Below are 21,689 nucleotides of genomic sequence, written 5' to 3'. Positions count from 1 at the left end.
GGAACTGAAATTGGCAAAGACACTAAGCTTCTCTTTGCCAATCAGCTAACCCTAATTAGACTGGGTCTGTTTCTTCGAGAATAACTCTAGGATCACACATAAAGGTTTGATTTAAAACGCTGTCGTAGACCCATAATTCAAAGTAAGTTTCTCCGCTTCGTTCACCGTCATCTAACCCCACTAAAATGGCGTTTTCGCTCATTTTTTCTATCCGTGTATATTGCGGTGTAGAGGCGGCTATCCACTTTAATTGATAACGTTTTTTCAGTGCGGGGCTGAGTTCAAAATTGATCTTACGGTTTTGTTCCGTGGCCAGAAAGGCTTGCTGCTCCGGTGTGTAACGGTAGCGGTATAAATCACCAAACTCAGCCACTTTTGAGTCAAAGGGGGCATACTCATCTGGCGCCCAAAGCTCTAAGGTAAAGGTTTTCACGTTGGGTTGTTGCTGTGCGCTTACCTGCTCGCTCTCAAGCGTCGTGGCTGCACTGTTTGGCAAACTCAGCATCAGCGTTGAGCAAAACAAGCTTGTAACAAAAAGGGATGAGGTTAGTTTCACAATTATTCCTTAGTAATGTCGTGGATTAGGATGTTTAGAATTTACGTACTAATATTGGCAAAGACACTAAGCATCTCTTTGCCAATCAGCTAACCCTGATTAGACTGGATCTGTATCGTCGATAATAACTGTAGGATCACACATAAAGGTTTGCTTTAATACGCTGTCGTAGACCCACAATTCAAAGTAAGTTTCTCCGCTTCGTTCACCATCATCTAATCCCACGAGGATGGCGTTTTCGCTCATTTTTTCTATCCGTGTATATTGCGGTGTAGAGGCGGCTATCCACTTTAATTGATAACGTTTTTTCAGCGCGGGGCTGAGTTCAAAATTAAGCTTGCGGTTTTGTTCCGTGGCCAGAAAGGCTTGCTGCTCCGGTGTGTAGCGGTAGCGATATAAATCGCCAAACTCAGCCACTTTTGAGTCAAAGGGGGCATACTCATCTGGCGCCCAAAGTTCTAAGGTAAAGGTTTTCACGTTGGGTTGTCGCTGTGCGCTTACCTGCTCGCTCTCAAGCGTCGTGGCTGCGCTGCTTGGCAAACTCAGCATCAGCGTTGAGCAATACAAGCCCGCAATGAAAAGGGATGAGGTTAGTTTCACAATTATTCCTTAATAATGTCTTTGATTAAACGCGTGTTATTCGACCTAAGACGGGAGGTTCCCCCTGACTTGATCCTGTAACAGATTCCGTGTCACTGCTATTTGGTTAAGATGTTTTTTGAGGCGTACCTCGAACTCAATAATAAAGCGACTTATCGCCTGAGGCCAGTTTTCAATGCGAGGCAAAACCTTTTTATTGCAGCATCGCCGCAGGGTGAATGCCCGCTTTTTGATTGCCTTGCTGACAGCGCTATCTTAATAACTCTATTCCCCCCTTGCACAACCACAATACGATAAAATGACACACAGAATTAATCGCTTAGAGATACTCATTTAATGCATTTGGCGTTACACTGATTACAAGTCGAAGTGGAGACCTGGGCACATTGTGATTTCAATCAGCGAGCATTACAGCAACATAACCCGTTTAGCACAAAGTGGCATGGGTGAAGTCTATGTGGCAACCGATACGCGGTTGGACCGCAAAGTGGCAATAAAATTTATTAAAAGCCACCTTGGTAGTAATGCCGACGTAATGCGTGAGGCAAAGCTACTCGCTCGTTTAAATCACCATAATATTGTGCAGCTTTATGATGTTAAAGACTCAGCCCAAGGTCTTTATCTTGAAATGGAATATGTCGCCGGCCAAACGCTAACCCATTATACCCGCACCGTTACGCTGTCACTTGAGAAAAAGCTATCACTACTGAGCGATATTGCAAATGGCTTAGTCGCGGCACATGAACGCAACATACTGCATTTAGATTTAAAACCAGAAAATATTCTGGTGAACGAACAAGGCGTCGCTAAGATCGCGGATTTTGGTATCGCGCAACTCAAAGAACAAGGTGCAAAGACAGCCAACACCAGCTTTGGTTCGCTCAAAGCCATGTCTCCTGAACAAATGAACCGCCTGCCGTTGGATCATCGAAGCGACTTATTCAGTTTTGGCATTATCGCGTTTCAGTTATTAGCCGGTCGCCATCCCTTTGGTGAAGATTCTGACAAAGCGGTTGCTGAGCGTATTCGTACCACACAGTTGCCAGAAACCGCGAACTTAGTCTTTGGGTTACCGAAACCACTGACTGATTTAATGGATGCATTGCTTAAACAAGACCCTCAAAAGCGACCATTAAACACCCAAATAGTCGCCCACCAGCTTAAACAGGCCCTGTTGCAAGCAAGTTATGAGGATTCCAATGATACGATGGCGCTCAACGACGTCTTGCCTCCTCCACGTTACCCTCATCTTAAAAGGGTTCTTTTTGCCAGCTTAGGCGTGGTGTTCATCACTTTACTTTGTGTATTTGGCTATCAATATTGGCAAGCCAATAAACCTAAAATCTATGTTGCTGCACTCCCCCCTGAATTCAGTGGCGACAACCAACTGGCAGATTCGCATAAACAAATACTCAACCTCGCCATTGATGATGCGATTAAGCAGCACTTTTTAAACAGCAAACGTTATGTCTTGATTTCAGACAGTGAAGTCAATCAAGCGAAGAGGCTATTGGGTGATAACGCTTCGTTAAAGGAACTTGGTCACGCCTTGAATGCTGAGGAGCTTATTACTGTCGATGCAAATTGCACGTCGCAAAGTTGTGATTTCGAGTTCAATATAGTCGATGGTCAATCAGCCACATTGATAAGCCACTTAAGAAACGTTAGCGCTAGTAAAAACTATGGCGAACTGTTCAATATGGCGTCTTATTCTATCCGGTCGTTAAATGCACCTAACACTGAAACTGAAAGTGTAAATAAAGAAGTACTAGAACAATACTTCTCACTTCATCAAAAAGCGTTGCAAGCGGATGCCAACAGCGATGAATTGATGCTTGAATTAGATACCTTGATTCAAAATGCGCCAGATTTTTGGCCTTTATATTCAATTTATACAAAAGTATCCATCGCTGCTTATAGAAATTCATCAAACAAGAAGCATTTATATTCACTAAAGAAAACTCTCGACAAGTCTCCTGAAGAGTTTAAAAAGACGTTTCTTTTTCAAGCTAGCTTATTACAACTTTTCCAATATTTGAACGACTCCGCTAACGCCACTAAGACGTTAGAATTGATTGAAGGTTCCGCCTTCGATGAGTTTCAAAAACAAGGAATTGTTAGCGTCTATTACAGTTTTCAAAAGGATTACAGCTTAGCTCTGAAGCACGCAGAACTAGCCTACAAACTCCGGCCTACGCTTGATATTACGACAAATTTGGCGCTGTTTAATATTAGACTAGGAAAATACAAAGACGCATTACCCTATTTAAAAAAGGCGTTGACCTATGCGCCAAATGATTTTAAAACCTTAAAGGCAATAGCAGATATATCCTTGTTACTTGGTAATCTTGCGGAAGCAAATACCTCCTATGAGAAGCTGCTAAATAATCGGCAAGTCAACACCTCTACGCTAAACAACTACTCCGTTGTTTTGATGTTACTTGGAAAACTAGAGCAAGCACTCATTCACTCCGAGCGTGTTGTAGCGCTCGCGCCAAATAACACTGAGGCTTTAATCAACTTAGCCGATATCCACAATTTATTGGGTCATTCGGCAAAATCGCTCGAATTGTATAGCAAGATTTTAGCGGCCGACGAACAACAAACATTAAAGTTGATAAGAGCTCAAGCGCTTGCTCACTTAGGTAGATATCAAGAAGCGCTGGCTTTAATCGAAAAGAATATATTGGAAGAACCAGAGTCAGCTGAAGCCTATTACGTAAAAACGTTAATACAAACACTGATAGGTGAAAATTACTCCGCAATTGCCTCGTTACAACAAAGCTTAGATCTCGGTTGGAACAGTGCTTTTTTCCGTTTAGGGTGGTTTAAACCGCTTTGTAAGATCCAAAAAACCAACACGTTAATAGGTAAAGAAAACTTTACCTATTTATGTAACTGATACACATCAAATTATGGAATATCTGGATCGTCAATGATAACTCTAGGATCTTGCGAGAAATAACGAACATTACCATTTAAATGGTCGTTTTTAGCGATTAAGCGGTAGGCAATCTCAAAGTTATTATTGGTGATAAGATTAACCACAAACACTTTATCTGGATTTGCTGCCATATCTGCTGCAATATCCGGTGGAATTGTTTGACCTGAGCTAAGACTTGAAATGCTCACTATCATGCTTTTGCCCGCATTCGCGACCACACTGTTGACTTGATAATTAAAGTTATCTTGCGCATCCACAAAGAACGTACCGTTGTCGGCAAATTGCCAACCTTCTGAGGTACTTTGTTGACTCATTTCATAATAGAGTTCAACATTTTGCATTTCAGGTGTCAGCGTAATTTTTACTTCTTCACCTTGCTCACCGTCAGCGCCAATAATTTTCCACACTTCGTTTAAATCAGATGTTGGCCACACTTCAAAGCTTAGAGAATTCGCCATTTCCGTTTTCCTTATATAATTAATAAGTCGTACTACTTCGTAATACAACCACACTTTAGCACGCCCAGCAATTACATCAGATTACATGGGGTTAAAAATCTGCCTAAGATGCTCAAGGTTTGCGCTAAAGCAAAAAAAGTGAGCTTATCGCTCACTTTTTTGACGTTAACGTTTAAGTATTGCTGCTGTATTGCAACTAACCACCAAACAACCCTTTCAACTTGTCTTTGAGTTTGTCTTTTACTTTGTCTTTGGCCTGCTCTTTGGCCGCATCACTTAAATCAAGGTTCGTCTTAACATCATGGAATGGCCCTTTTATCCGTACTGGGATTTTAAAGCCTGTGCTGGTATCGGCACTATGCTGGCCTTCAATGGTATCCACAATGCCCGTTACTAAGCGATAATCCACCACCGTATTCGGCAAATCGACTTGGCCTTCGCCCGTAATACGTAAAAGCGGGCTCGCCATCATGAGATCGCGGTTTGTTCCAACGCCTTGTTTGAATAGGAAACTTCCCGTAAGAGATGAAAAATCGGTAGTTTTATCTTTGTCGAAATCACTATTGAGGCCATTTTTCAACGACGACAAATCGCCTTTTAATAACTCTTTTGCTTGGCGAACCATTTCTGCTAAATTCGCGCCTTTTACACCACCGTCAGTCAGCGCAAAGTTGAAATTACCATTTAGCGCATTCACAAATTGCTTCTGACTCTCGCCTTGGGTTGTCAAAGCAAACGCCATACTGCCTTTCCCTAATACCTTGTCAAACCCTACAGCGTCGTTCAACAACGGCTGAGCATTAATTTTATCGAGCGAGAACTCGCTGCTGATCTGGTAAGGCGTTTTCGCTGCATTCATTATTACCTGCCCAACCCCATTACCTTCGTATGCATTGAATTTATCTAAGCGAAGTTTGGCTACACCCTTTTTTGCCACCAGCGAGAACTCATTTTCACCCAACGTTATTTTTCTGGCTTTCAAGCCTGTCGCCGTGACGTTTAACTCAACATCAAGCCCTTTCAAAGCCGACAGGTCAATTTTGCTGTCATCCCACACTATCGGTTCAGGCTTTGTTGCCGGTGAGCTTTCTTCTTGCTTTGTATCTTTTAGCTCTGGAGGTAAGTAAGGATTTACATCCAACATACCTAAATCAAATTTTGCACGGATAGCCGGCACGTCGGCAAGCGTTACTGTACTCACCCCTGTGATGTTGAGCGCATCCAGCGAAGCACTAAAGTCGGTTAACTTAAACACATTTTGATTCAAGGCCATTTTGCCTTTCACCGCAAACGCGTTATAAGCCTCTGCCGATTGGGCAAGCGTAATACCGTGCCACTGAGTAAGTTTCGCTAACGAGTCCCCTTTAACCTCTAACGCACCGTCGACCTTTTTACCACCCTGTGCAATTTGCCCCTCAAAATCGAGTGACAATGGCGCAGCATTCACGCTCGTTTTTACCAAGTAAGGCTGTCCTTCGATGAGTTTCGCGGGCGTTTCAAGTGTCGTCTCTAAACGTACTACTTCGTTTTTATACGTTACTTCACCATTAATTTGCATATTCTTGAACAAAGAAGGGAGTAAAACGGTGACATTGACGTTTTGTAACTGTTCTTTGCCACCCGTTACCCCGTCGAGATACGTTACGCTACCACCATAGATAGCCACTTCGCCAAGTGCGATATCCAACCCTTCCGGCAAGGTAGTTGCGCTTTGCCCAGCCGCAGCAGGTTCGCTGTTCGTTGCCGAAAACAATTGCCAGTTTGGCTTACCTGTCTTACTGGTTTCGAGCAAAATGGTCGGCTCTTGAATAACGAATCTATCCAACTCGATTTTACCGCTGAAAATAGACATCCAAGGGAGATGCAATGTCAGCGATTTCATGCTGACCATATTTTTGCCTGTCCCCTCAGGGAAATTCGCAAACTGAACGTCATTGAGTGCAATGTTTAAACTTGGGAAAATAGATAACGATGCGCCCCCTTGAATAGTCAATGTGCGGCCTGTTATGGCTTCAACTTCTTGGGTGACTTCTGCGACAATCGCATCGGTGGAGATAAGCTGTGGGATCACAATTGCCCCTGCAACAATGACAATGCCCACCCCAGCCAGTATTTTCATTCCTCTAGACATAGTTCCCTCACGTTTTTCGTTGCGGTTATTTGGTCATATTAGCGCCGCTATCAAATAAAATCATGTCAATTTCCTTTTTCGTTTATCGCTGTCCCGTGCATTTTCAATAAATTGTACAAATAAACTTCAAACGGACTTGGATATTCTCAATGCAAATTGCATCGAAAGGATTCTTCGGTATGATGCTCGCCCTTACATTGACGAGAATTTAGCTACACTTAATAGCTATCGCAAAATTCAGTTGGAGACTTTACCCAGCATGAAAAAGCTGCTTACTTCCCCTTCAAAAATGGCGCTACCTGAAATCGAAAGCGGTATTTATCAAAACATTTTAAAACAAGCGACTGACATTAGCCTGAATCTAATGGCAGTCAAAGTAACTAATCACCCAGAAGACTTTTTGGGTTGGTGTTTTGAGCTACTTGATGTGGCAAAGCGACGTATCAATTTTGATTTACTTGAAGATACCCAATTACCAACGGTAAAAAAACTGCAGGATTTACTGCAAAATGCGATTAGCTACTTACAGTTAAAATCACTACGTGTTGCGCCTTGGCCCGTGTTGATGATGTTTATCGACGGCAACAAGGAAGCATTAGCACTCGATGAGCAATTAGCACTGCTTACTCATATTGACGTATTACGCGAACAGAAGCTCGCGGATATGATTGTGGAAGATCGCCTCGTATTTACCGGTAAATACGCTGCAACACATGACACAAGTGCCTACCCGTTCGACTGTGAATGGTTTGCGGCAACAAAAAGTGCTAAAGGGTTTCATCAAGTCTTAGCTGATGTACCGTTTAGCTTTGATGAAGCACTCGCACACATTCCCCTTGAAGGTGAGGTAACTGAAGCACATTACCAAGCATTCATCGTTGCTTATTTGCAAGCCTTTAACGGCATTGACGATACCCCTACGCTTGCACCTGCAACACGCTTACTCGCCATGCGCAGACCGGACGTATTTACGCCAGTGATGGCAAGTAAGTTGGACACACTATGTATGGCACTTGGTGTTGCTCGATTATCGAACCGTGACTTTAGTCGCTATTGGGATGACATTGTCCAAACGATTCATGCGATGCCTTGGTTCAGACAAAGCCTTCCAGCGAATGAGTTAGAAACGACACTGACACGCTACAAGGCGCTACTCCCTTGTTGGTTCTATTACGTTGACGAAGATACGCCTGAGCAATCAAATTACTTTAAGGCCCTGAATAAGCCAAAAAGAACGAGTTCAGGTCGTGCGACTAATGGCACAAAATCGGTTAGACGAGGAAAAGAATCGGCGACCGTTTTAGTGGATAGAGCACTGGAAAATCCTGATTTACCCGCGTATCTGCAAGACAAGCGTGAATCGATTATTGCCGAAGTGGAAAAAGGTCGCTCTGTCGACGAAACCATTCAATTACTACGTACCATTTTTGGCTAATCCTCATTGCTCGAGCCTCATAGAGTACTCCATGTTTTATTGAGTACTCTATGAGATCTAACGGTTCTGCTTTTACTTTAATAACAACCTCCTTTTATTCAACGTTCTCTTTCTTTCAACGCCTAAAAGCGCTTTTTGATCATAACGTTATGATGCTCGGTACAAGTGCACTACTGTACATTTTTGCACCAAAAAAGTGCGTATCACTCCACCTCACTATCAGAGCTAGCTCATCAGAATAAATCATAAACTATTGTTATTATTGTTATTAATAAAGAAATTTAAATAAAAAATGGAGATTGGCTTGTCAGTTGCTATTACTTAGTCAGATACAATGAATGAGGTGACAACAATGACAACAAAAAAAATCGTGCTTGCAACGTGCGCCTTGCTCGCGCTCTCTAGTCAATCTGCTCTCGCTGGCGTGGAAGCCAACGTAGCGGCAAGCTCCAACTACTTTTGGCGAGGTATCACGCAAACCGGCGATAAAGCAGCCGTGAGCGGTGGACTCGACTACAGCCATGAAAGTGGTTTTTATGTCGGAACTTGGATGTCGACAATTGATTTCGGAGAAGAAGCAAGTGCAGGATATGAACTCGATGTATACGGTGGCTTTGCCTGGGAAAGCAATGGGATTGGCTATGATGTCGGCTACCTGTACTACGCTTACCCTGATGCAGCTGAAAACATTGATTTTGGCGAGATATACGGCTCAGTTACGTGGGAATGGTTAACGCTAAAAGCGTCGTACACCACGTTCGTCGATGAAGCATCGGCGCCAAGCGAAGACATGTTGTACCTTGAAGCTAATGCCTCATTTACCGTGCTCAACGAGACCACGTTAGATATTCACATTGCTCAGTCTAGTGGCGATACAATTAAAGATTGGTATGGTGAAGACGATAGCTACATGGATTACGGGATAAGCCTGACCAAAAGTGGCATCACACTCGGATTGAAAAAAGTCGACCTCAAGGCCGACGACGACATTAAAGTGTTTGCAAGTTACGGTGTAAGCTTCGAGCTGTAACGGGCATTCCTTTGATACTTGCTGCAAATCAGGGGCCTTTCGGCCCTTTATGCCTTTTCTTACTCAACGCTTAGCCAGTTACGGAACACTGTGACCTGTTGACGCTTGCCAAATCCGATACCATTGCTCTCGATTCAGCTCAATTGCTTTAGCCGCAACGGCGCTTTTCACTCGTTCTATGTTACCCGTTCCAAGCACAATACTTGGCGCACTTGGTAATGCCATAAGCCAAGCGTAAGCAACTTGATCTAGAGACTTTGCCCCAAGCTCCTCGCCCACTTGTGCCATGACGTCGCGAAGGCGACGTGCTTTTTCATCGTCATGACTGAAAAGACGACCGCCAGCGAGTGGTGACCACAACATGGGGTGCATCCCGAGCTGCTGACACTGATCTAATGTTCCATCATCCAACGCTTTCATTTCGTAGGGTGAGCATTCAATTTGATTGGTGACTAACGGGAAGTTTAACCGTGATTGCAGCAAGGCAATTTGCGATGGTGTAAAATTTGAGACCCCGAAGTGCAATACATCACCGTTTTGTTTGAGTGTGCTAAACGCATCCGCCATTTCATCTGCATTCATTAGATAATCTGGGCGATGGATCAACAGTACATCCAGCCTATCCGTACCGAAATGACGAAGTGACTGCTGCGCACTTGCAATGATGTGCGCTTTACTCGAGTCATAGTGATTCGCTTTTCCTGCCAACCCCTTGCTGGCGAATGCAGGGCGGATCCCACATTTGGTGATGATGCGAATTTGGTCGCGCAGCTTCGGAGCGGCTTTAAGTGCTTCACCAAATTTGGCTTCACATTCGTATTGACCATAGATATCGGCGTGGTCTGTATCGATAATCCCTTGCTCAATGCCTTGTTCAACAAATTCAATGCATTGTTGCGTGGAAAATTGCCAATCCAACAAGCGCCAAAAGCCAAGGACTAAGTCACCTATCGGTCTTATTGTTTTATTCATAACGTGATCTCTACTTTCGCCGCGACGGCTTTCGCTGTGGTCACTGCTTCTTCTACAGAATGTCCACGAGACAATGCAACCCCCATGCGACGAGTCCCTTTCACTTCAGGTTTGCCAAATAAACGTAAGTCAGTATTTGCAACACTCAACGCATCGTACACATTTCCGAACTGCAATTCGGTGGATTCACCTGTCACCAGAATAACACTTGATGCGGATGGGCCATGAAAGTGAATAGTAGGGATAGGCAAACCAAGTATGGCACGGACATGTAACGCAAATTCACTTAAGTCTTGCGAAATCAACGTCACCATTCCAGTGTCGTGTGGACGTGGAGATACTTCGCTAAAATAGACATCGTCATCTTTGACGAATAATTCCACACCAAACAAACCTCGCCCGCCCAGGGCCTCTGTAACTTTATGCGCAATTTCTTGACTGCGTGTCAGTGCACGCGGTGACATTGCTTGAGGCTGCCAACTTTGTTGGTAATCACCGTTTTCTTGATGGTGACCAATTGGCTCGCAAAAACTCGTGCCATCAACGTGGCGCACGGTGAGCAACGTAATTTCATAGTCAAAATCAACAAAGCCTTCCACTATGACACGGCCTTTTCCTGCTCGACCACCTTCTTGAGCGTATTGCCATGCTCGCGCTATGTCACTTTCCTGTTTAATTACACTTTGACCTTTACCCGATGAGCTCATTATCGGTTTCACTACGCAAGGCATGCCAATATCACGCACTGCTTGATCAAAATCATCAAAACTATCGACAAATTGATACGGTGATGTTGGCAAACCTAGTTCTTCTGCAGCAAGACGTCGGATCCCTTCACGATTCATTGTTAATTGTGCGGCTTTGGCTGTTGGTACTACCGTGAACCCCTGCGCTTCCAAAGAAACAAGTCTGTCCGTCGCTATCGCTTCAATTTCTGGCACAATGTAGTCAGGATTCTCTTGACGAATAATTGCCTCTAATCGCTCACCATCGAGCATGGATAACACATAACTGCGATCGGCTACCTGCATCGCTGGCGCGTTCTCGTAGCGGTCGAGCACCACCACTTCTGCGCCGAGTCGCTTAAATTCGATTACCACTTCTTTGCCAAGCTCGCCACCACCACACAGCAATACTTTGCATGCGGTATTCGAAAAAGGAGTTCCTAGCGCTTTGATTTTCATATTGGTTCCTTGGTAACTGGCGACACATTGCGCCGTAAAACGTTCTCTTATTCTATCGCAACTTGGCCTTGAGCAGGTGGATAATCAAGCAGTTGAAGCGTGAGTTCATCACCATCATTCAGTACATCAACCCCTTTTGGTGTGCCTGTAAGAACAATGTCACCGGGTTCTAATGTGAACGATTGGCTGATGTCACGCAGGAGTCTTTCCAATGGAAACAACATCAAGGCACTGTCTCCATGCTGCTTTAACTCTCCATTTTGCCAAAAACGGTATTCATATGAAGTGGATTTAGACAGTGAACAACGGTGGAATGCCGTAACAGGACAACTGCTGTCGTAGGCTTTCGCTCGTTCCCATGGATGCCCCTTAGCTTTTAACTCATTTTGTACCTCACGCAATGTTAAATCGAGTGCAAGGCCAACCCCTACAATACACTGCAACGGTGAAACCGTACCACGCGTTATTGTTTCACCAACAAGCAGCACCAATTCGGCTTCAAAGTGGTGTGCTCCGAGTTTTTTATTCAAAGTGAGGTTACGATCAAAACGGACAATCGATGTCTTCGGTTTAATAAATAAAATGGGGTTATCCGGTATTGGATTATCAAGTTCTTTTGCGTGTTCAACGTAGTTTCGACCGACACAAACGGCCTTGCCTATGGGCAAGTCAATCTTCGAGCCATCTGACCAAATATGTGAATACATTCACGCTCCTTTTACCAAAGAATTAAAAGACTGGTCTGCGCTGCGGTTTCTCGGTTGCCATGCGGGTACAAGCACGTTATAACTTTTGCAAGTCAATATTAAACAAGAGATAACCCATGCAGAATCATGCCAATGTACCACTAACTGACTTTATTGAATATCCGCAGAATGAAATGTTAGCACGCGCGCAGCGCTTTCTAGAAAACAGCCAGCGTCGTCATTCAATTCGCAGTTTTAGTGACCGCGATGTGCCAAAACCAATTATTGAAGCCTGCATAAAAACAGCTGGTCTTGCACCGAGTGGAGCTAACCATCAACCATGGCACTTTGTGGCCATTAACAGCCCAGAGGTGAAACAAAAGATCCGTGTTGCTGCAGAAAATTTAGAGCGCTCATTTTATGAAGGACGTGCAGGCGATGAATGGCTTAATGCGCTAAAACCATTAGGAACAGACGCCAATAAACCTTACTTAGAACATGCTCCGTGGCTCATTGCGATTTTTAGTCAGAAAAAAGGTGGGATACACGCAGAAGATGCGAACACGAACTACTATGTGCACGAGTCGGTGGGTATCGCGACTGGCTTTTTAATCCAAGCACTGCACAACGCCGGACTTGTGACCCTGACACACACACCAAAACCGATGTCTTTTTTAACCGAAATTTGTGGCCGTGATGCGGACAATGAACGTCCTTATATGCTTATTATTGCGGGTTACCCCGCTGAGGATGCAAGCGTGCCTGAACATGCCCTCGTGAAAAAGTCGCTTGAGGAAATCGCCACCTTTTTGTAGAAAGCCCTTACTAAATATCAAAACGCCACGTCAGAATACGTGGCGTTTTCAATAGAAAATGATGGAATGCTAGTAAATCGCGAGCTTGTCTTCTTTTGAAAGGCCACTAATGACCTCAACCTTGTCGCCAAACGCATCGCCCAATCGAATGTAACGACGGCTGAGTACACCATTATCAACCACTTGCACCATATCAAGCTGACCGTATTGCTTAACTAAGTGAGATGGAATAAGTAATGCGGGGCGTTGCTCTAGCTGATATTCAATTTGTGCATACATTCCTGGCACAACTGAGGGCAATAAACCCATGTCGAGCTTGACCAAAAAAGTACGCGCACTGCTGTCTGCTACAGGCACAATCTCACTAATGGTGGCATATTGAGTGAGTGATGTAGCAGGTACATATACTTTGAGCTTATCACCCACTTGCATATGAGCGGCTTGTTGTTCGCGTACGGCAGCTTGTACTTGAAGTTGCGCAGGATTATACAGTGACAGCAACGCCGTCCCCGGTGCAACGATGGTGCCTGGCTCGACAAGACGTTCTACGACCGTGCCTGAAATAGGCGCTTGAATTAGGCTAAATCCTAACGCAATTTCAGCGGCCGTCAGTTGCTGAGACAACGCGTTTTTTCTTGCGTTCAACTCATCCACTTTCGCACGCCATTCATCAACTTGATTAATGGCGACTAAGCCCTGCTCTAGCAAAGCTTGGCTGCGTTCTAGCTGTTTCTTTGCCTGTTGAAGTTGTGCGGTATTGGCATCTTGTTCCGCCTTCACTTGGGAAACCTGAGCCTTGAGGTCCGCGTCGTCCAACCGTGCCAGAATTTGCCCTTGCTCCACTTTGTCTCCCGCTCGCACAGTCAATGTTTTGAGCTGGGCTAACAAACGACTGGCAACCAAGGTGTTTTCTTTGGCGACAATGCTCCCCGGCGCGCGTTCTGTGACGTTGAGTAGTTCAATACTGACATTTTGAACAGAACCTTTAAATGCTTGCTCTTGTTCTTTAAGACCTGCAGGTGTTTTGTCAGCGAATAAACCCGCCATCCAAGCAACAGCAATTAACAGCCCAACAATAGCAGCGACAGGTAGCGCAATTTTATTACTTAAGCGCATGGCGTTTCTCCTTGAGAAGGTGATGTATCCTCAGCAAACACGAGGTAGTAAACAAGCGGTACAACAACGAGTGAAAACAAGGTTGAGGCAATGATGCCAAAGATGATAGCAAGCGCGAGCCCGCTAAATACTGGGTCGAGAATGATCACCATGTTACCGAGTAATGTCGTACCCGCAGTTAACAGCACGGGTCGCATACGAACGCTGCCGGCCTGGATCAACGCGGTACGGATAGAAGCACCTTGCTCTCTGGCTTGATTGATGAAATCAATTAGGATCAGGGAATTGCGCACAACAATACCCGCTAGCGCAATCATGCCTATCATCGCGGTCGCGGTGAATAACACAGGTTCAGGCGCACCTGCTATTTCTCGCTCGCCGAACTGATTCAACAACCAAAAACCGGGCATGATCCCTATCATCGTCAATGGAATTGCCGACATGATAATCAACGATACACTGCTCGAGGCGGTTTGGAATCGCAAAATCACAAAAATGGCCGTGAGTGCAAAAGCGAAAGCGATACCCATATCTCTGAACACATCGACCGTGATCCGCCATTCACCTTCACCACCAAACATATACTGAGTGCCTGCAGGCATTTGCCAATAGGCTCCGCCACCACTTTGTAGGTAATTTCTCGTTTCCCAGTGCGATACATTTTGTTCTGGAATGATTTCACCTGTTGGAATTTCATCAGCAACGACATCTGCAATCACTTCGGCAGGCGTGCGACCATTCAACTCCGCGGTCACGTAAATAACTTCTCGCAAGTCTTTTCGCATTATCATCGGTTCAACACGCAGCGACTTGAGCTCGCCTAACTCTGAGAGCGCGACCAAAGGACGTTTCGCTGATGTCAGCCCAAAATCATCTCCTTGTTTAACAAGATCTTGTCGACCTCGAATTTGCAAAGCCAGCAGATTCTGCCACTCGTTTCTATTTTGATAAGGCAATTGTAACTGGATAGGTAAAGGTTCTGCTTCATCCGCAACGTACATAAGACCCGCAACCTGTCCGTCGCTGGCAATAGCCAATGTTTGATTGATGTCTTGCGTTGCAATACCCGACAGCGCGGCCTTTTCTTTATCCGTCACAAACCTTTTTAACGGCGCATGAGCCGCAATCGACGTATCGACTTCAACTACGTGCGGCTCCATAGCAAGACGGCTCGCTAATCTCTCTGCAGCTTCCTGATGCACCTCTGGTGAAATAAACGCGTCAGCGTAAACTTCCGCAACGAGTGTACTCAAAACAGGCGGGCCGGGCGGTACTTCAACGACTTTGATGACCACACCATCTCGGCCAAAGGACTGCAACGCTTGACGCAGCCGCAATACCACACCGTGAGATTGGTGGTCTCTTGTCAATTTATCCTTTAATAAAACACGTAGCTCACCAAAATGGCTCGCTTCTCGACGATAATAGCCTCGCACCATGCCATTGAAGTCCATACTGGACGGTTTGCCCACGTATCCCGCAACGGCAGTAACCTCTGACATCTGCCAAACAATTTGTTGGACTTGCTTGGTCATACGCGCGGTATGTTCAAGGCTGGTTCCTTCTGGCATATCAATCAGAATTTGCACTTCATTTTTATTATCAAAAGGGAGCAATTTAAGCGGAACGGCACGAAACAGAGGCAAACTGACACTGGCGACAAATAAACCTAGCACAGACCAAAGCACCCATTTTGCTTTACGTTTATCGTCCAATAATGGCGTGATAAACCGAGCATATGAGCCCTGCTCTATTCGCTTACTGTCTATCACCTCGTCCTGCAGGGACGACTGATTCAATAACATTTTGGCAAGCCAAGGCGTAACGAAAAACGCCACCACGGTCGACACTATTACACTCACAGGCACGTTAAATGCCATCGGTGCCATATACGGGCCCATCATGCCGGTAATGTATGCTAATGGAATGAATGCCATAACAATGGTAAGTGTCGACATAATAAGCGGCATTTTGACTTCGCTGATGGCATCGACAATAGACACATCCTTACTTTTTCCTTTTCTAAGCAAGTGTCGGCTGATGTTATCGATGCCTGTGATGGGATCATCAACAAGCAAACCAAGTGAAAGAATAAGGGCGAACAGTGTCACACGATTGATGGAGTAACCAAACGCAAAGTCCAGAGCAAGTGTAATGCCATAACAAATCGGCACCGCTAATCCAACAACAATAGCCGGACGCCAACCTAAAAAAACGCCAACAAACACCACGACCGTAAATACGGCAAACGCTAAACTCGAAGTGAGATCGTTCACTTTCTCATCTGCCGTTTGTCCGTAATTACGCAGTACCTTTACCCCTATTTCTTTTGGCAAAATTGACTGTTGTAACTTGTCCATTAACACTAGACTCTGTTCAGCAACAGACACGGCATTACTGCCCCGCTGTTTAGCGACACTGAGTGTAACCATTGGCAAATTTTGCTCACTATCGGTTGTAGCAAGCCACTGATAATTTTTGGGTTCTGCTGCGCCGTCTTCAATACGCGCTACGTCTTTCAAATAGATGGATTGACCATTGATCACATTCACTACCAGTTTTTCGATACTGCGTTTGTTACGCAATACATCACCGGCCTCTACTGAAAAAGCCGTTTGCCCAGAGACTACGGTTCCAACATTTTGCACTTGGTTTGAAAGCTGAAGCGCCATTAAGACATCAAGCGGCGTAGTTTGGTGTGCCGCCAATGCTGTCGCATCGAGGTAGATTTGAATTTGACGAGTACGACCCGTAATGACTTTTATTTCACTCGTATCTGGGATCTGCTGTAGCTGAGTCGATATTTCTTGAGCAAATCGGGTGAGTTCAAAATCGGAATAACGGGTGGCGTCTTTACTGTATAAACCAAGCATCACTATCGGTACGTCATCAACTTCGATTGGGCGGATCTGCCAATTATTGATAACGCGTGCCATGGTATGCTGATTCGCGTAGAGCTTGGCATAAGTATTTAAAATAGCCTTTTCCCTGTCTTCCCCAACGTAAAAGCGCAGCGTAACCACCGCGCCTCCCGTTTGAGTGGTCGAATAAACATGCTCTACACCTGGGATCTGCATCAGCAGTTTTTCGAGCGGTGTTGTAACTAATCGAGCTACTTCTGGCGCTTCGGTGTTTGGGGCTTCAACCAGAATATCGAGCATAGGCACAACGATTTGTGGCTCCTCTTCACGCGGCGTGAAATTAAGAGCCATCGTGCCCAATAAAATAGACAGTATAAATACAAAGATGGGGAATTTACCCGATAAACTCTGCCTAACTGCCTGTTCAATCATGCTCATGTATTTTCTCCTTGCTGGCAAAACACAGTATAGAGCCCCTGTAAGATTACAGCGACACGCTCATCTGCTACTCGATAGTAGATTGTTTGTCCCTCGCGGCGTGTTGATACGATGCCGGCGTTTCTTAAGCTTGCAAGATGTTGGGAAAGTGCTGATTGTGCAAGCGGTATCGAATCATTTAGTTCGCTTACGCTCACTTCTCCTTGCTGCAAACGGCATAAGATCATCAATCGATTTTTGTTTGCCATTAACTTTAACAATGTTTCTGCCTGTTCGGCATTGTGTGCCATTGCTTGAAAATCCATAAGGACTGCCCAAAACTTAACTTTAAGTGAGTACAGTATAGGCAAATACATTAGCTAAGTCTAATATTAGATATTGCTAATTTAGATATTTCTAATATACTGAAACTGTCTACATATTGGTCTCTTGAGGTTTGACATGAAGCTACATGCCTTTTTACGCTTAATTGCGGGTGTTATGGTGCTGGTATCTCTATTTTTAACACACTTCGTGCACCCAAATTGGGTTTGGTTTACCGTCTTTATTGCTGCTAACCTTATCCAGTCAGCATTCACAAAGTGGTGTCCAATGATCACCATCTTAAAGAAAATCGGAATAGAGGAAGAATAATGCTCAAGCCCATTCAGGATATTTTGCAAACAGTAAAACCGTCTCTTCGTTGTATTACCGCGAATGAAGCAAAGGAAGAAATTATTACTAATGGTGGCTTACTGGTTGACGTTCGTGAACCCGAAGAACATCAAACAAGAGCAGCCAAAGGTTCAATTAATGTGCCTCGAGGACTTTTGGAATTTAAGCTGCCTGCAATTGAGGCTGATTGCCATCGTCCGATCTATGTGCATTGTGCTGCGGGAGGACGAGCGGTGCTTGCTGCTGAGCAACTAGAACGGATCGGCTATCAACGCGTTACCGTAATTGGTTGTAAAGCAGACGAGATTTGTGACGTTTTTTAGATTGGAAAAATAAAAAGGCCTCTTCTTTCGAAGAGGCTTTTTTATTTAATTAAGCGTTAGGGTCGCCTAGTCCGTTCTTCGAACTGAGGCCTTAGACGTTCAAAGCCGGTGAAGCTAAACGTTTTGCTTCCCTTTTTGACTTTCACCCTACTTTCACATGGCAGCAGCCACACTCTCATCGGTCGGGGCTGGCCTTCTGGCTGCTACGTTTCACTTCTGAGTTCGGCATGGGTATAAGGCTGACTAACCTGTCTGGTATAACCGGAATACGATTTAATGATGAAAAGCAAAAAAACCGACTCTTTCGGATCGGGCTTACTTTAATTAAGAGTCGGGGGCGCCCAGCCTGGTGATGTCCGGTCTGCGGCCAGAGGCCTTCGACGTTCAAAGCCGGTGAAGCAAAACTGTTTGCTTCCCTAATCGACTTTTCACCCTACTTTCACGTAGCACATCCCTAAACACGTAATAAATAAAAAGGCCTCTTCTTTCGAAGAGGCCTTTTTATTTAATTAAGAGCCTGGCGATGTCCTACTTTCACATGGCAGCTGCCACACTATCATCGGCGCTGTTGCGTTTCACTTCTGAGTTCGGCATGGGGTCAGGTGGGTCCACAACGCTATTGTCACCAAGCAAATTCTGCTTAGATATTGTTCTAATTTTTATTTATCTTTTAAAAAGCCCGACTCTTTCGAATCGGGCTTTCTTTAATTAAGAGCCTGGCGATGTCCTACTTTCACATGGCAGCTGCCACACTATCATCGGCGCTGTTGCGTTTCACTTCTGAGTTCGGCATGGGGTCAGGTGGGTCCACAACGCTATTGTCACCAAGCATAAGCTGGTCGTCTACTCGCTACCGCAAGTAAACTAAATCTGGAACGCTAATATTAATGTCTTTTACTTCGTCGTTGTCTACTTTAGTCAATACTTAACTTCTAACAACTAAACCACTTTGGCGTTGTATGGTTAAGCCTCACGGGTAATTAGTACAGGTTAGCTTCACGCCTCACAGCGCTTCCACACCCTGCCTATCAACGTTGTAGTCTCCAACGGCCCTTTAGTGGAGTTAAACTCCAAGTGAGAACTCATCTCGAGGCTCGCTTCCCGCTTAGATGCTTTCAGCGGTTATCGATTCCGAACGTAGCTACCGGGCAATGCCATTGGCATGACAACCCGAACACCAGCGGTTCGTCCACTCCGGTCCTCTCGTACTAGGAGCAGCCCCTCTCAATTCTCAAACGCCCACGGCAGATAGGGACCGAACTGTCTCACGACGTTCTAAACCCAGCTCGCGTACCACTTTAAATGGCGAACAGCCATACCCTTGGGACCGACTTCAGCCCCAGGATGTGATGAGCCGACATCGAGGTGCCAAACACCGCCGTCGATATGAACTCTTGGGCGGTATCAGCCTGTTATCCCCGGAGTACCTTTTATCCGTTGAGCGATGGCCCTTCCATTCAGAACCACCGGATCACTATGACCTACTTTCGTACCTGCTCGACGTGTCTGTCTCGCAGTTAAGCTTGCTTCTACCATTACACTAACCGAGCGATGTCCGACCGCTCTTAGCAAACCTTCGTGCTCCTCCGTTACTCTTTGGGAGGAGACCGCCCCAGTCAAACTACCCACCAGGCACTGTCCGTAACCCCGATTAGGGGCCAACGTTAGAACATCAAACATACAAGGGTGGTATTTCAAGGACGGCTCCACAAGAACTAGCGTTCTTGCTTCAAAGCCTCCCACCTATCCTACACATGTAGGTTCAATGTTCAGTGCCAAGCTATAGTAAAGGTTCACGGGGTCTTTCCGTCTAGCCGCGGGTACACAGCATCTTCACTGCGATTTCAATTTCACTGAGTCTCGGGTGGAGACAGCGTAGCCATGATTACGCCATTCGTGCAGGTCGGAACTTACCCGACAAGGAATTTCGCTACCTTAGGACCGTTATAGTTACGGCCGCCGTTTACCGGGGCTTCGATCAAGAGCTTCGTCCAAAGACTAACCCCATCAATTAACCTTCCGGCACCGGGCAGGCGTCACACCGTATACGTCATCTTACGATTTTGCACAGTGCTGTGTTTTTAATAAACAGTTCCAGCTACCTATTCTCTGCGACTCCCGTCTGCTTACACCGCAAGGGCTTAACAGACAAGAGCGTACCTTCTCCCGAAGTTACGGTACCATTTTGCCTAGTTCCTTCACCCGAGTTCTCTCAAGCGCCTTAGTATTCTCTACCTGACCACCTGTGTCGGTTTCGGGTACGATTCAATATGAACTGAAGCTTAGAGGCTTTTCCTGGAAGTAGGGCATCAACAACTTCACACCCGTAGGTGCTCGTCTCGTATCTCAGCTTTAGCGACCCGGATTTGCCTAAGTCACCAGCCTACATACTTTCACATGGACAACCAACGCCATGCTTGCCTAGCCTGCTCCGTCCCCCCATCGCATTCATATCAAGTACGGGAATATTAACCCGTTTCCCATCGACTACGCTCTTCAGCCTCGCCTTAGGGGTCGACTCACCCTACCCTGATTAACATGGGATAGGAACCCTTGGTCTTCCGGCGTGCGGGTTTTTCACCCGCATTATCGTTACTTATGTCAGCATTCGCACTTCTGATACCTCCAGCATACCTCCCGGTACACCTTCAACGGCTTACAGAACGCTCCCCTACCCCGCAGATAAAATCTGCAGCCGCAGCTTCGGTGGTATGTTTAGCCCCGTTACATCTTCCGCGCAGGCCGACTCGACTAGTGAGCTATTACGCTTTCTTTAAAGGGTGGCTGCTTCTAAGCCAACCTCCTAGCTGTTTTAGCCTTCCCACATCGTTTCCCACTTAACATACACTTTGGGACCTTAGCTGGCGGTCTGGGTTGTTTCCCTCTTCACGACGGACGTTAGCACCCGCCGTGTGTCTCCCGGATATTACTTACTGGTATTCGGAGTTTGCAAAGGGTTGGTAAGTCGGGATGACCCCCTAGCCTTAACAGTGCTCTACCCCCAGTAGTATTCGTCCGAGGCTCTACCTAAATAGATTTCGGGGAGAACCAGCTATCTCCCGGTTTGATTAGCCTTTCACTCCAATCCACAAGTCATCCCCTACCTTTTCAACGGGAGTGGGTTCGGTCCTCCAGTCAGTGTTACCTGACCTTCAACCTGCTCATGGATAGATCACCGGGTTTCGGGTCTATACCCTGCAACTAAGCGCCCAGTTAAGACTCGCTTTCGCTACGGCTACCCTATTCGGTTAACCTCGCTACAGAATATAAGTCGCTGACCCATTATACAAAAGGTACGCAGTCACACCACGAAGGTGCTCCTACTGCTTGTACGTACACGGTTTCAGGTTCTATTTCACTCCCCTTACAGGGGTTCTTTTCGCCTTTCCCTCACGGTACTGGTTCACTATCGGTCAGTTGGGAGTATTTAGCCTTGGAGGATGGTCCCCCCATATTCAGACAAGGTTTCACGTGCCCCGTCCTACT

General features: G+C 45.6%; 16 protein-coding genes and 3 rRNA genes (1 of these 19 cut by a window edge). 6 read left to right on the top strand and 13 right to left on the bottom strand.

Annotation, left to right across the window (positions count from 1 at the left end; translation table 11 throughout):
• Positions 1-55: 55 nt before the first annotated feature.
• Entirely contained in the window at positions 56-556 is a 501-nt protein-coding gene (locus tag NI389_RS11820; RefSeq protein ID WP_308360095.1) for a hypothetical protein, read from the bottom strand.
• 99 nt (positions 557-655) lie between these two features.
• Positions 656-1,156, bottom strand: a complete 501-nt coding sequence (locus tag NI389_RS11815) for a hypothetical protein (RefSeq protein WP_308360094.1) — start codon at positions 1,154-1,156, stop codon at positions 656-658.
• Positions 1,157-1,544: 388 nt separating this feature from the next.
• On the opposite strand from NI389_RS11815, the gene NI389_RS11810 reads away from it, so the two are divergent.
• Positions 1,545-4,058: a protein kinase domain-containing protein gene (locus NI389_RS11810; protein WP_308360093.1), complete on the top strand. Its 2,514-nt coding sequence runs from the start codon at positions 1,545-1,547 to the stop codon at positions 4,056-4,058.
• 11 nt (positions 4,059-4,069) lie between these two features.
• On the opposite strand, the gene NI389_RS11805 is transcribed toward NI389_RS11810, so the two are convergent.
• Positions 4,070-4,558 carry a hypothetical protein gene (locus tag NI389_RS11805; RefSeq protein ID WP_308360092.1) on the bottom strand — a complete coding sequence of 163 codons (489 nt, stop codon included), beginning with the start codon at positions 4,556-4,558 and terminating at the stop codon, positions 4,070-4,072.
• Positions 4,559-4,754: 196 nt separating this feature from the next.
• Positions 4,755-6,689, bottom strand: a complete 1,935-nt coding sequence (locus NI389_RS11800; RefSeq protein WP_308360091.1) for an AsmA family protein — start codon at positions 6,687-6,689, stop codon at positions 4,755-4,757.
• Between the two features lie 259 nt (positions 6,690-6,948).
• Between NI389_RS11800 and NI389_RS11795 the strand changes: the two genes are divergently transcribed.
• Positions 6,949-8,124, top strand: coding sequence for a hypothetical protein (locus NI389_RS11795; RefSeq protein WP_308360090.1), 1,176 nt, complete (start codon positions 6,949-6,951; stop codon positions 8,122-8,124).
• A 352-nt stretch (positions 8,125-8,476) separates the two neighbouring features.
• The gene (locus tag NI389_RS11790) at positions 8,477-9,154 is read left to right on the top strand and encodes a TorF family putative porin (RefSeq protein WP_308360089.1); all 678 of its coding nucleotides are present in this window, start codon (positions 8,477-8,479) and stop codon (positions 9,152-9,154) included.
• 78 nt (positions 9,155-9,232) lie between these two features.
• On the opposite strand, the gene NI389_RS11785 is transcribed toward NI389_RS11790, so the two are convergent.
• From NI389_RS11785 to NI389_RS11775, 3 genes are read right to left on the bottom strand one after another with little or no spacing between them, the layout of a single operon-like run.
• Positions 9,233-10,126 carry an aldo/keto reductase gene (locus NI389_RS11785; RefSeq protein WP_308360087.1) on the bottom strand — a complete coding sequence of 298 codons (894 nt, stop codon included), beginning with the start codon at positions 10,124-10,126 and terminating at the stop codon, positions 9,233-9,235.
• Positions 10,123-11,310, bottom strand: coding sequence for a formate-dependent phosphoribosylglycinamide formyltransferase (purT, locus tag NI389_RS11780; protein ID WP_308360086.1), 1,188 nt, complete (start codon positions 11,308-11,310; stop codon positions 10,123-10,125). The genes NI389_RS11785 and purT overlap by 4 nt, the downstream gene beginning before the upstream one ends.
• Before the next feature lie 47 nt (positions 11,311-11,357).
• Entirely contained in the window at positions 11,358-12,017 is a 660-nt protein-coding gene (locus NI389_RS11775) for a fumarylacetoacetate hydrolase family protein (protein WP_308360085.1), read from the bottom strand.
• Between the two features lie 116 nt (positions 12,018-12,133).
• Here NI389_RS11775 and NI389_RS11770 point away from each other — a divergent pair, with 116 nt between their 5' ends.
• A complete protein-coding gene (locus NI389_RS11770) occupies positions 12,134-12,811 on the top strand; it encodes a nitroreductase family protein (protein ID WP_308360084.1) in 678 nt (225 codons plus the stop codon).
• A gap of 69 nt (positions 12,812-12,880) precedes the next feature.
• Here the strand turns inward: NI389_RS11770 and NI389_RS11765 are convergent, their stop codons facing one another.
• The 3 genes from NI389_RS11765 to NI389_RS11755 are packed head-to-tail and all read right to left on the bottom strand — an operon-like array spanning position 12,881 to position 17,531.
• Positions 12,881-13,927: an efflux RND transporter periplasmic adaptor subunit gene (locus NI389_RS11765; RefSeq protein WP_308360083.1), complete on the bottom strand. Its 1,047-nt coding sequence runs from the start codon at positions 13,925-13,927 to the stop codon at positions 12,881-12,883.
• Positions 13,918-17,226, bottom strand: a complete 3,309-nt coding sequence (locus NI389_RS11760) for an efflux RND transporter permease subunit (protein ID WP_308360082.1) — start codon at positions 17,224-17,226, stop codon at positions 13,918-13,920. Before NI389_RS11760 ends, NI389_RS11765 begins: the two co-directional genes overlap by 10 nt.
• Positions 17,223-17,531, bottom strand: coding sequence for an ArsR/SmtB family transcription factor (locus NI389_RS11755; protein ID WP_308360080.1), 309 nt, complete (start codon positions 17,529-17,531; stop codon positions 17,223-17,225). The genes NI389_RS11760 and NI389_RS11755 overlap by 4 nt, the downstream gene beginning before the upstream one ends.
• Before the next feature lie 136 nt (positions 17,532-17,667).
• Between NI389_RS11755 and NI389_RS11750 the strand changes: the two genes are divergently transcribed.
• Entirely contained in the window at positions 17,668-17,859 is a 192-nt protein-coding gene (locus tag NI389_RS11750) for a YgaP family membrane protein (protein ID WP_308360079.1), read from the top strand.
• Positions 17,859-18,203, top strand: a complete 345-nt coding sequence (locus NI389_RS11745; protein WP_308360078.1) for a rhodanese-like domain-containing protein — start codon at positions 17,859-17,861, stop codon at positions 18,201-18,203. The genes NI389_RS11750 and NI389_RS11745 overlap by 1 nt, the downstream gene beginning before the upstream one ends.
• Before the next feature lie 515 nt (positions 18,204-18,718).
• On the opposite strand, the gene rrf (NI389_RS11740) is transcribed toward NI389_RS11745, so the two are convergent.
• The 3 genes from rrf (NI389_RS11740) to NI389_RS11730 form a co-directional block, all read right to left on the bottom strand.
• Positions 18,719-18,833, bottom strand: a 5S ribosomal RNA gene (rrf, locus tag NI389_RS11740).
• A gap of 84 nt (positions 18,834-18,917) precedes the next feature.
• Positions 18,918-19,032 (bottom strand): 5S ribosomal RNA (gene rrf, locus NI389_RS11735).
• Positions 19,033-19,162: 130 nt separating this feature from the next.
• Positions 19,163-21,689 (bottom strand): 23S ribosomal RNA (locus tag NI389_RS11730); it runs 357 nt beyond the window's last position.

This window comes from Pseudoalteromonas xiamenensis (assembly GCF_030994125.1).
In the GTDB taxonomy this organism is placed as follows: Bacteria; Pseudomonadota; Gammaproteobacteria; order Enterobacterales; family Alteromonadaceae; genus Pseudoalteromonas; species Pseudoalteromonas xiamenensis_B.
The sequence above is the reverse complement of the archived record's forward strand: the minus strand, read 5'-3'. Positions and strand labels throughout refer to the sequence as shown.

Bases quoted from the DNA above. Each gene is read 5' to 3' on its own strand.
- NI389_RS11805 (WP_308360092.1), bottom strand. From the start codon at position 4,558: ATGGCGAATTCTCTAAGCTTTGAAGTGTGGCCAACATCTGATTTAAAC.
- NI389_RS11800 (WP_308360091.1), bottom strand. From the start codon at position 6,689: ATGTCTAGAGGAATGAAAATACTGGCTGGGGTGGGCATTGTCATTGTT.
- NI389_RS11795 (WP_308360090.1), top strand. From the start codon at position 6,949: ATGAAAAAGCTGCTTACTTCCCCTTCAAAAATGGCGCTACCTGAAATC.
- NI389_RS11790 (WP_308360089.1), top strand. From the start codon at position 8,477: ATGACAACAAAAAAAATCGTGCTTGCAACGTGCGCCTTGCTCGCGCTC.
- NI389_RS11785 (WP_308360087.1), bottom strand. From the start codon at position 10,126: ATGAATAAAACAATAAGACCGATAGGTGACTTAGTCCTTGGCTTTTGG.
- purT (WP_308360086.1), bottom strand. From the start codon at position 11,310: ATGAAAATCAAAGCGCTAGGAACTCCTTTTTCGAATACCGCATGCAAA.
- NI389_RS11775 (WP_308360085.1), bottom strand. From the start codon at position 12,017: ATGTATTCACATATTTGGTCAGATGGCTCGAAGATTGACTTGCCCATA.
- NI389_RS11770 (WP_308360084.1), top strand. From the start codon at position 12,134: ATGCAGAATCATGCCAATGTACCACTAACTGACTTTATTGAATATCCG.
- NI389_RS11765 (WP_308360083.1), bottom strand. From the start codon at position 13,927: ATGCGCTTAAGTAATAAAATTGCGCTACCTGTCGCTGCTATTGTTGGG.
- NI389_RS11760 (WP_308360082.1), bottom strand. From the start codon at position 17,226: ATGAGCATGATTGAACAGGCAGTTAGGCAGAGTTTATCGGGTAAATTC.
- NI389_RS11755 (WP_308360080.1), bottom strand. From the start codon at position 17,531: ATGGATTTTCAAGCAATGGCACACAATGCCGAACAGGCAGAAACATTG.
- NI389_RS11750 (WP_308360079.1), top strand. From the start codon at position 17,668: ATGAAGCTACATGCCTTTTTACGCTTAATTGCGGGTGTTATGGTGCTG.
- NI389_RS11745 (WP_308360078.1), top strand. From the start codon at position 17,859: ATGCTCAAGCCCATTCAGGATATTTTGCAAACAGTAAAACCGTCTCTT.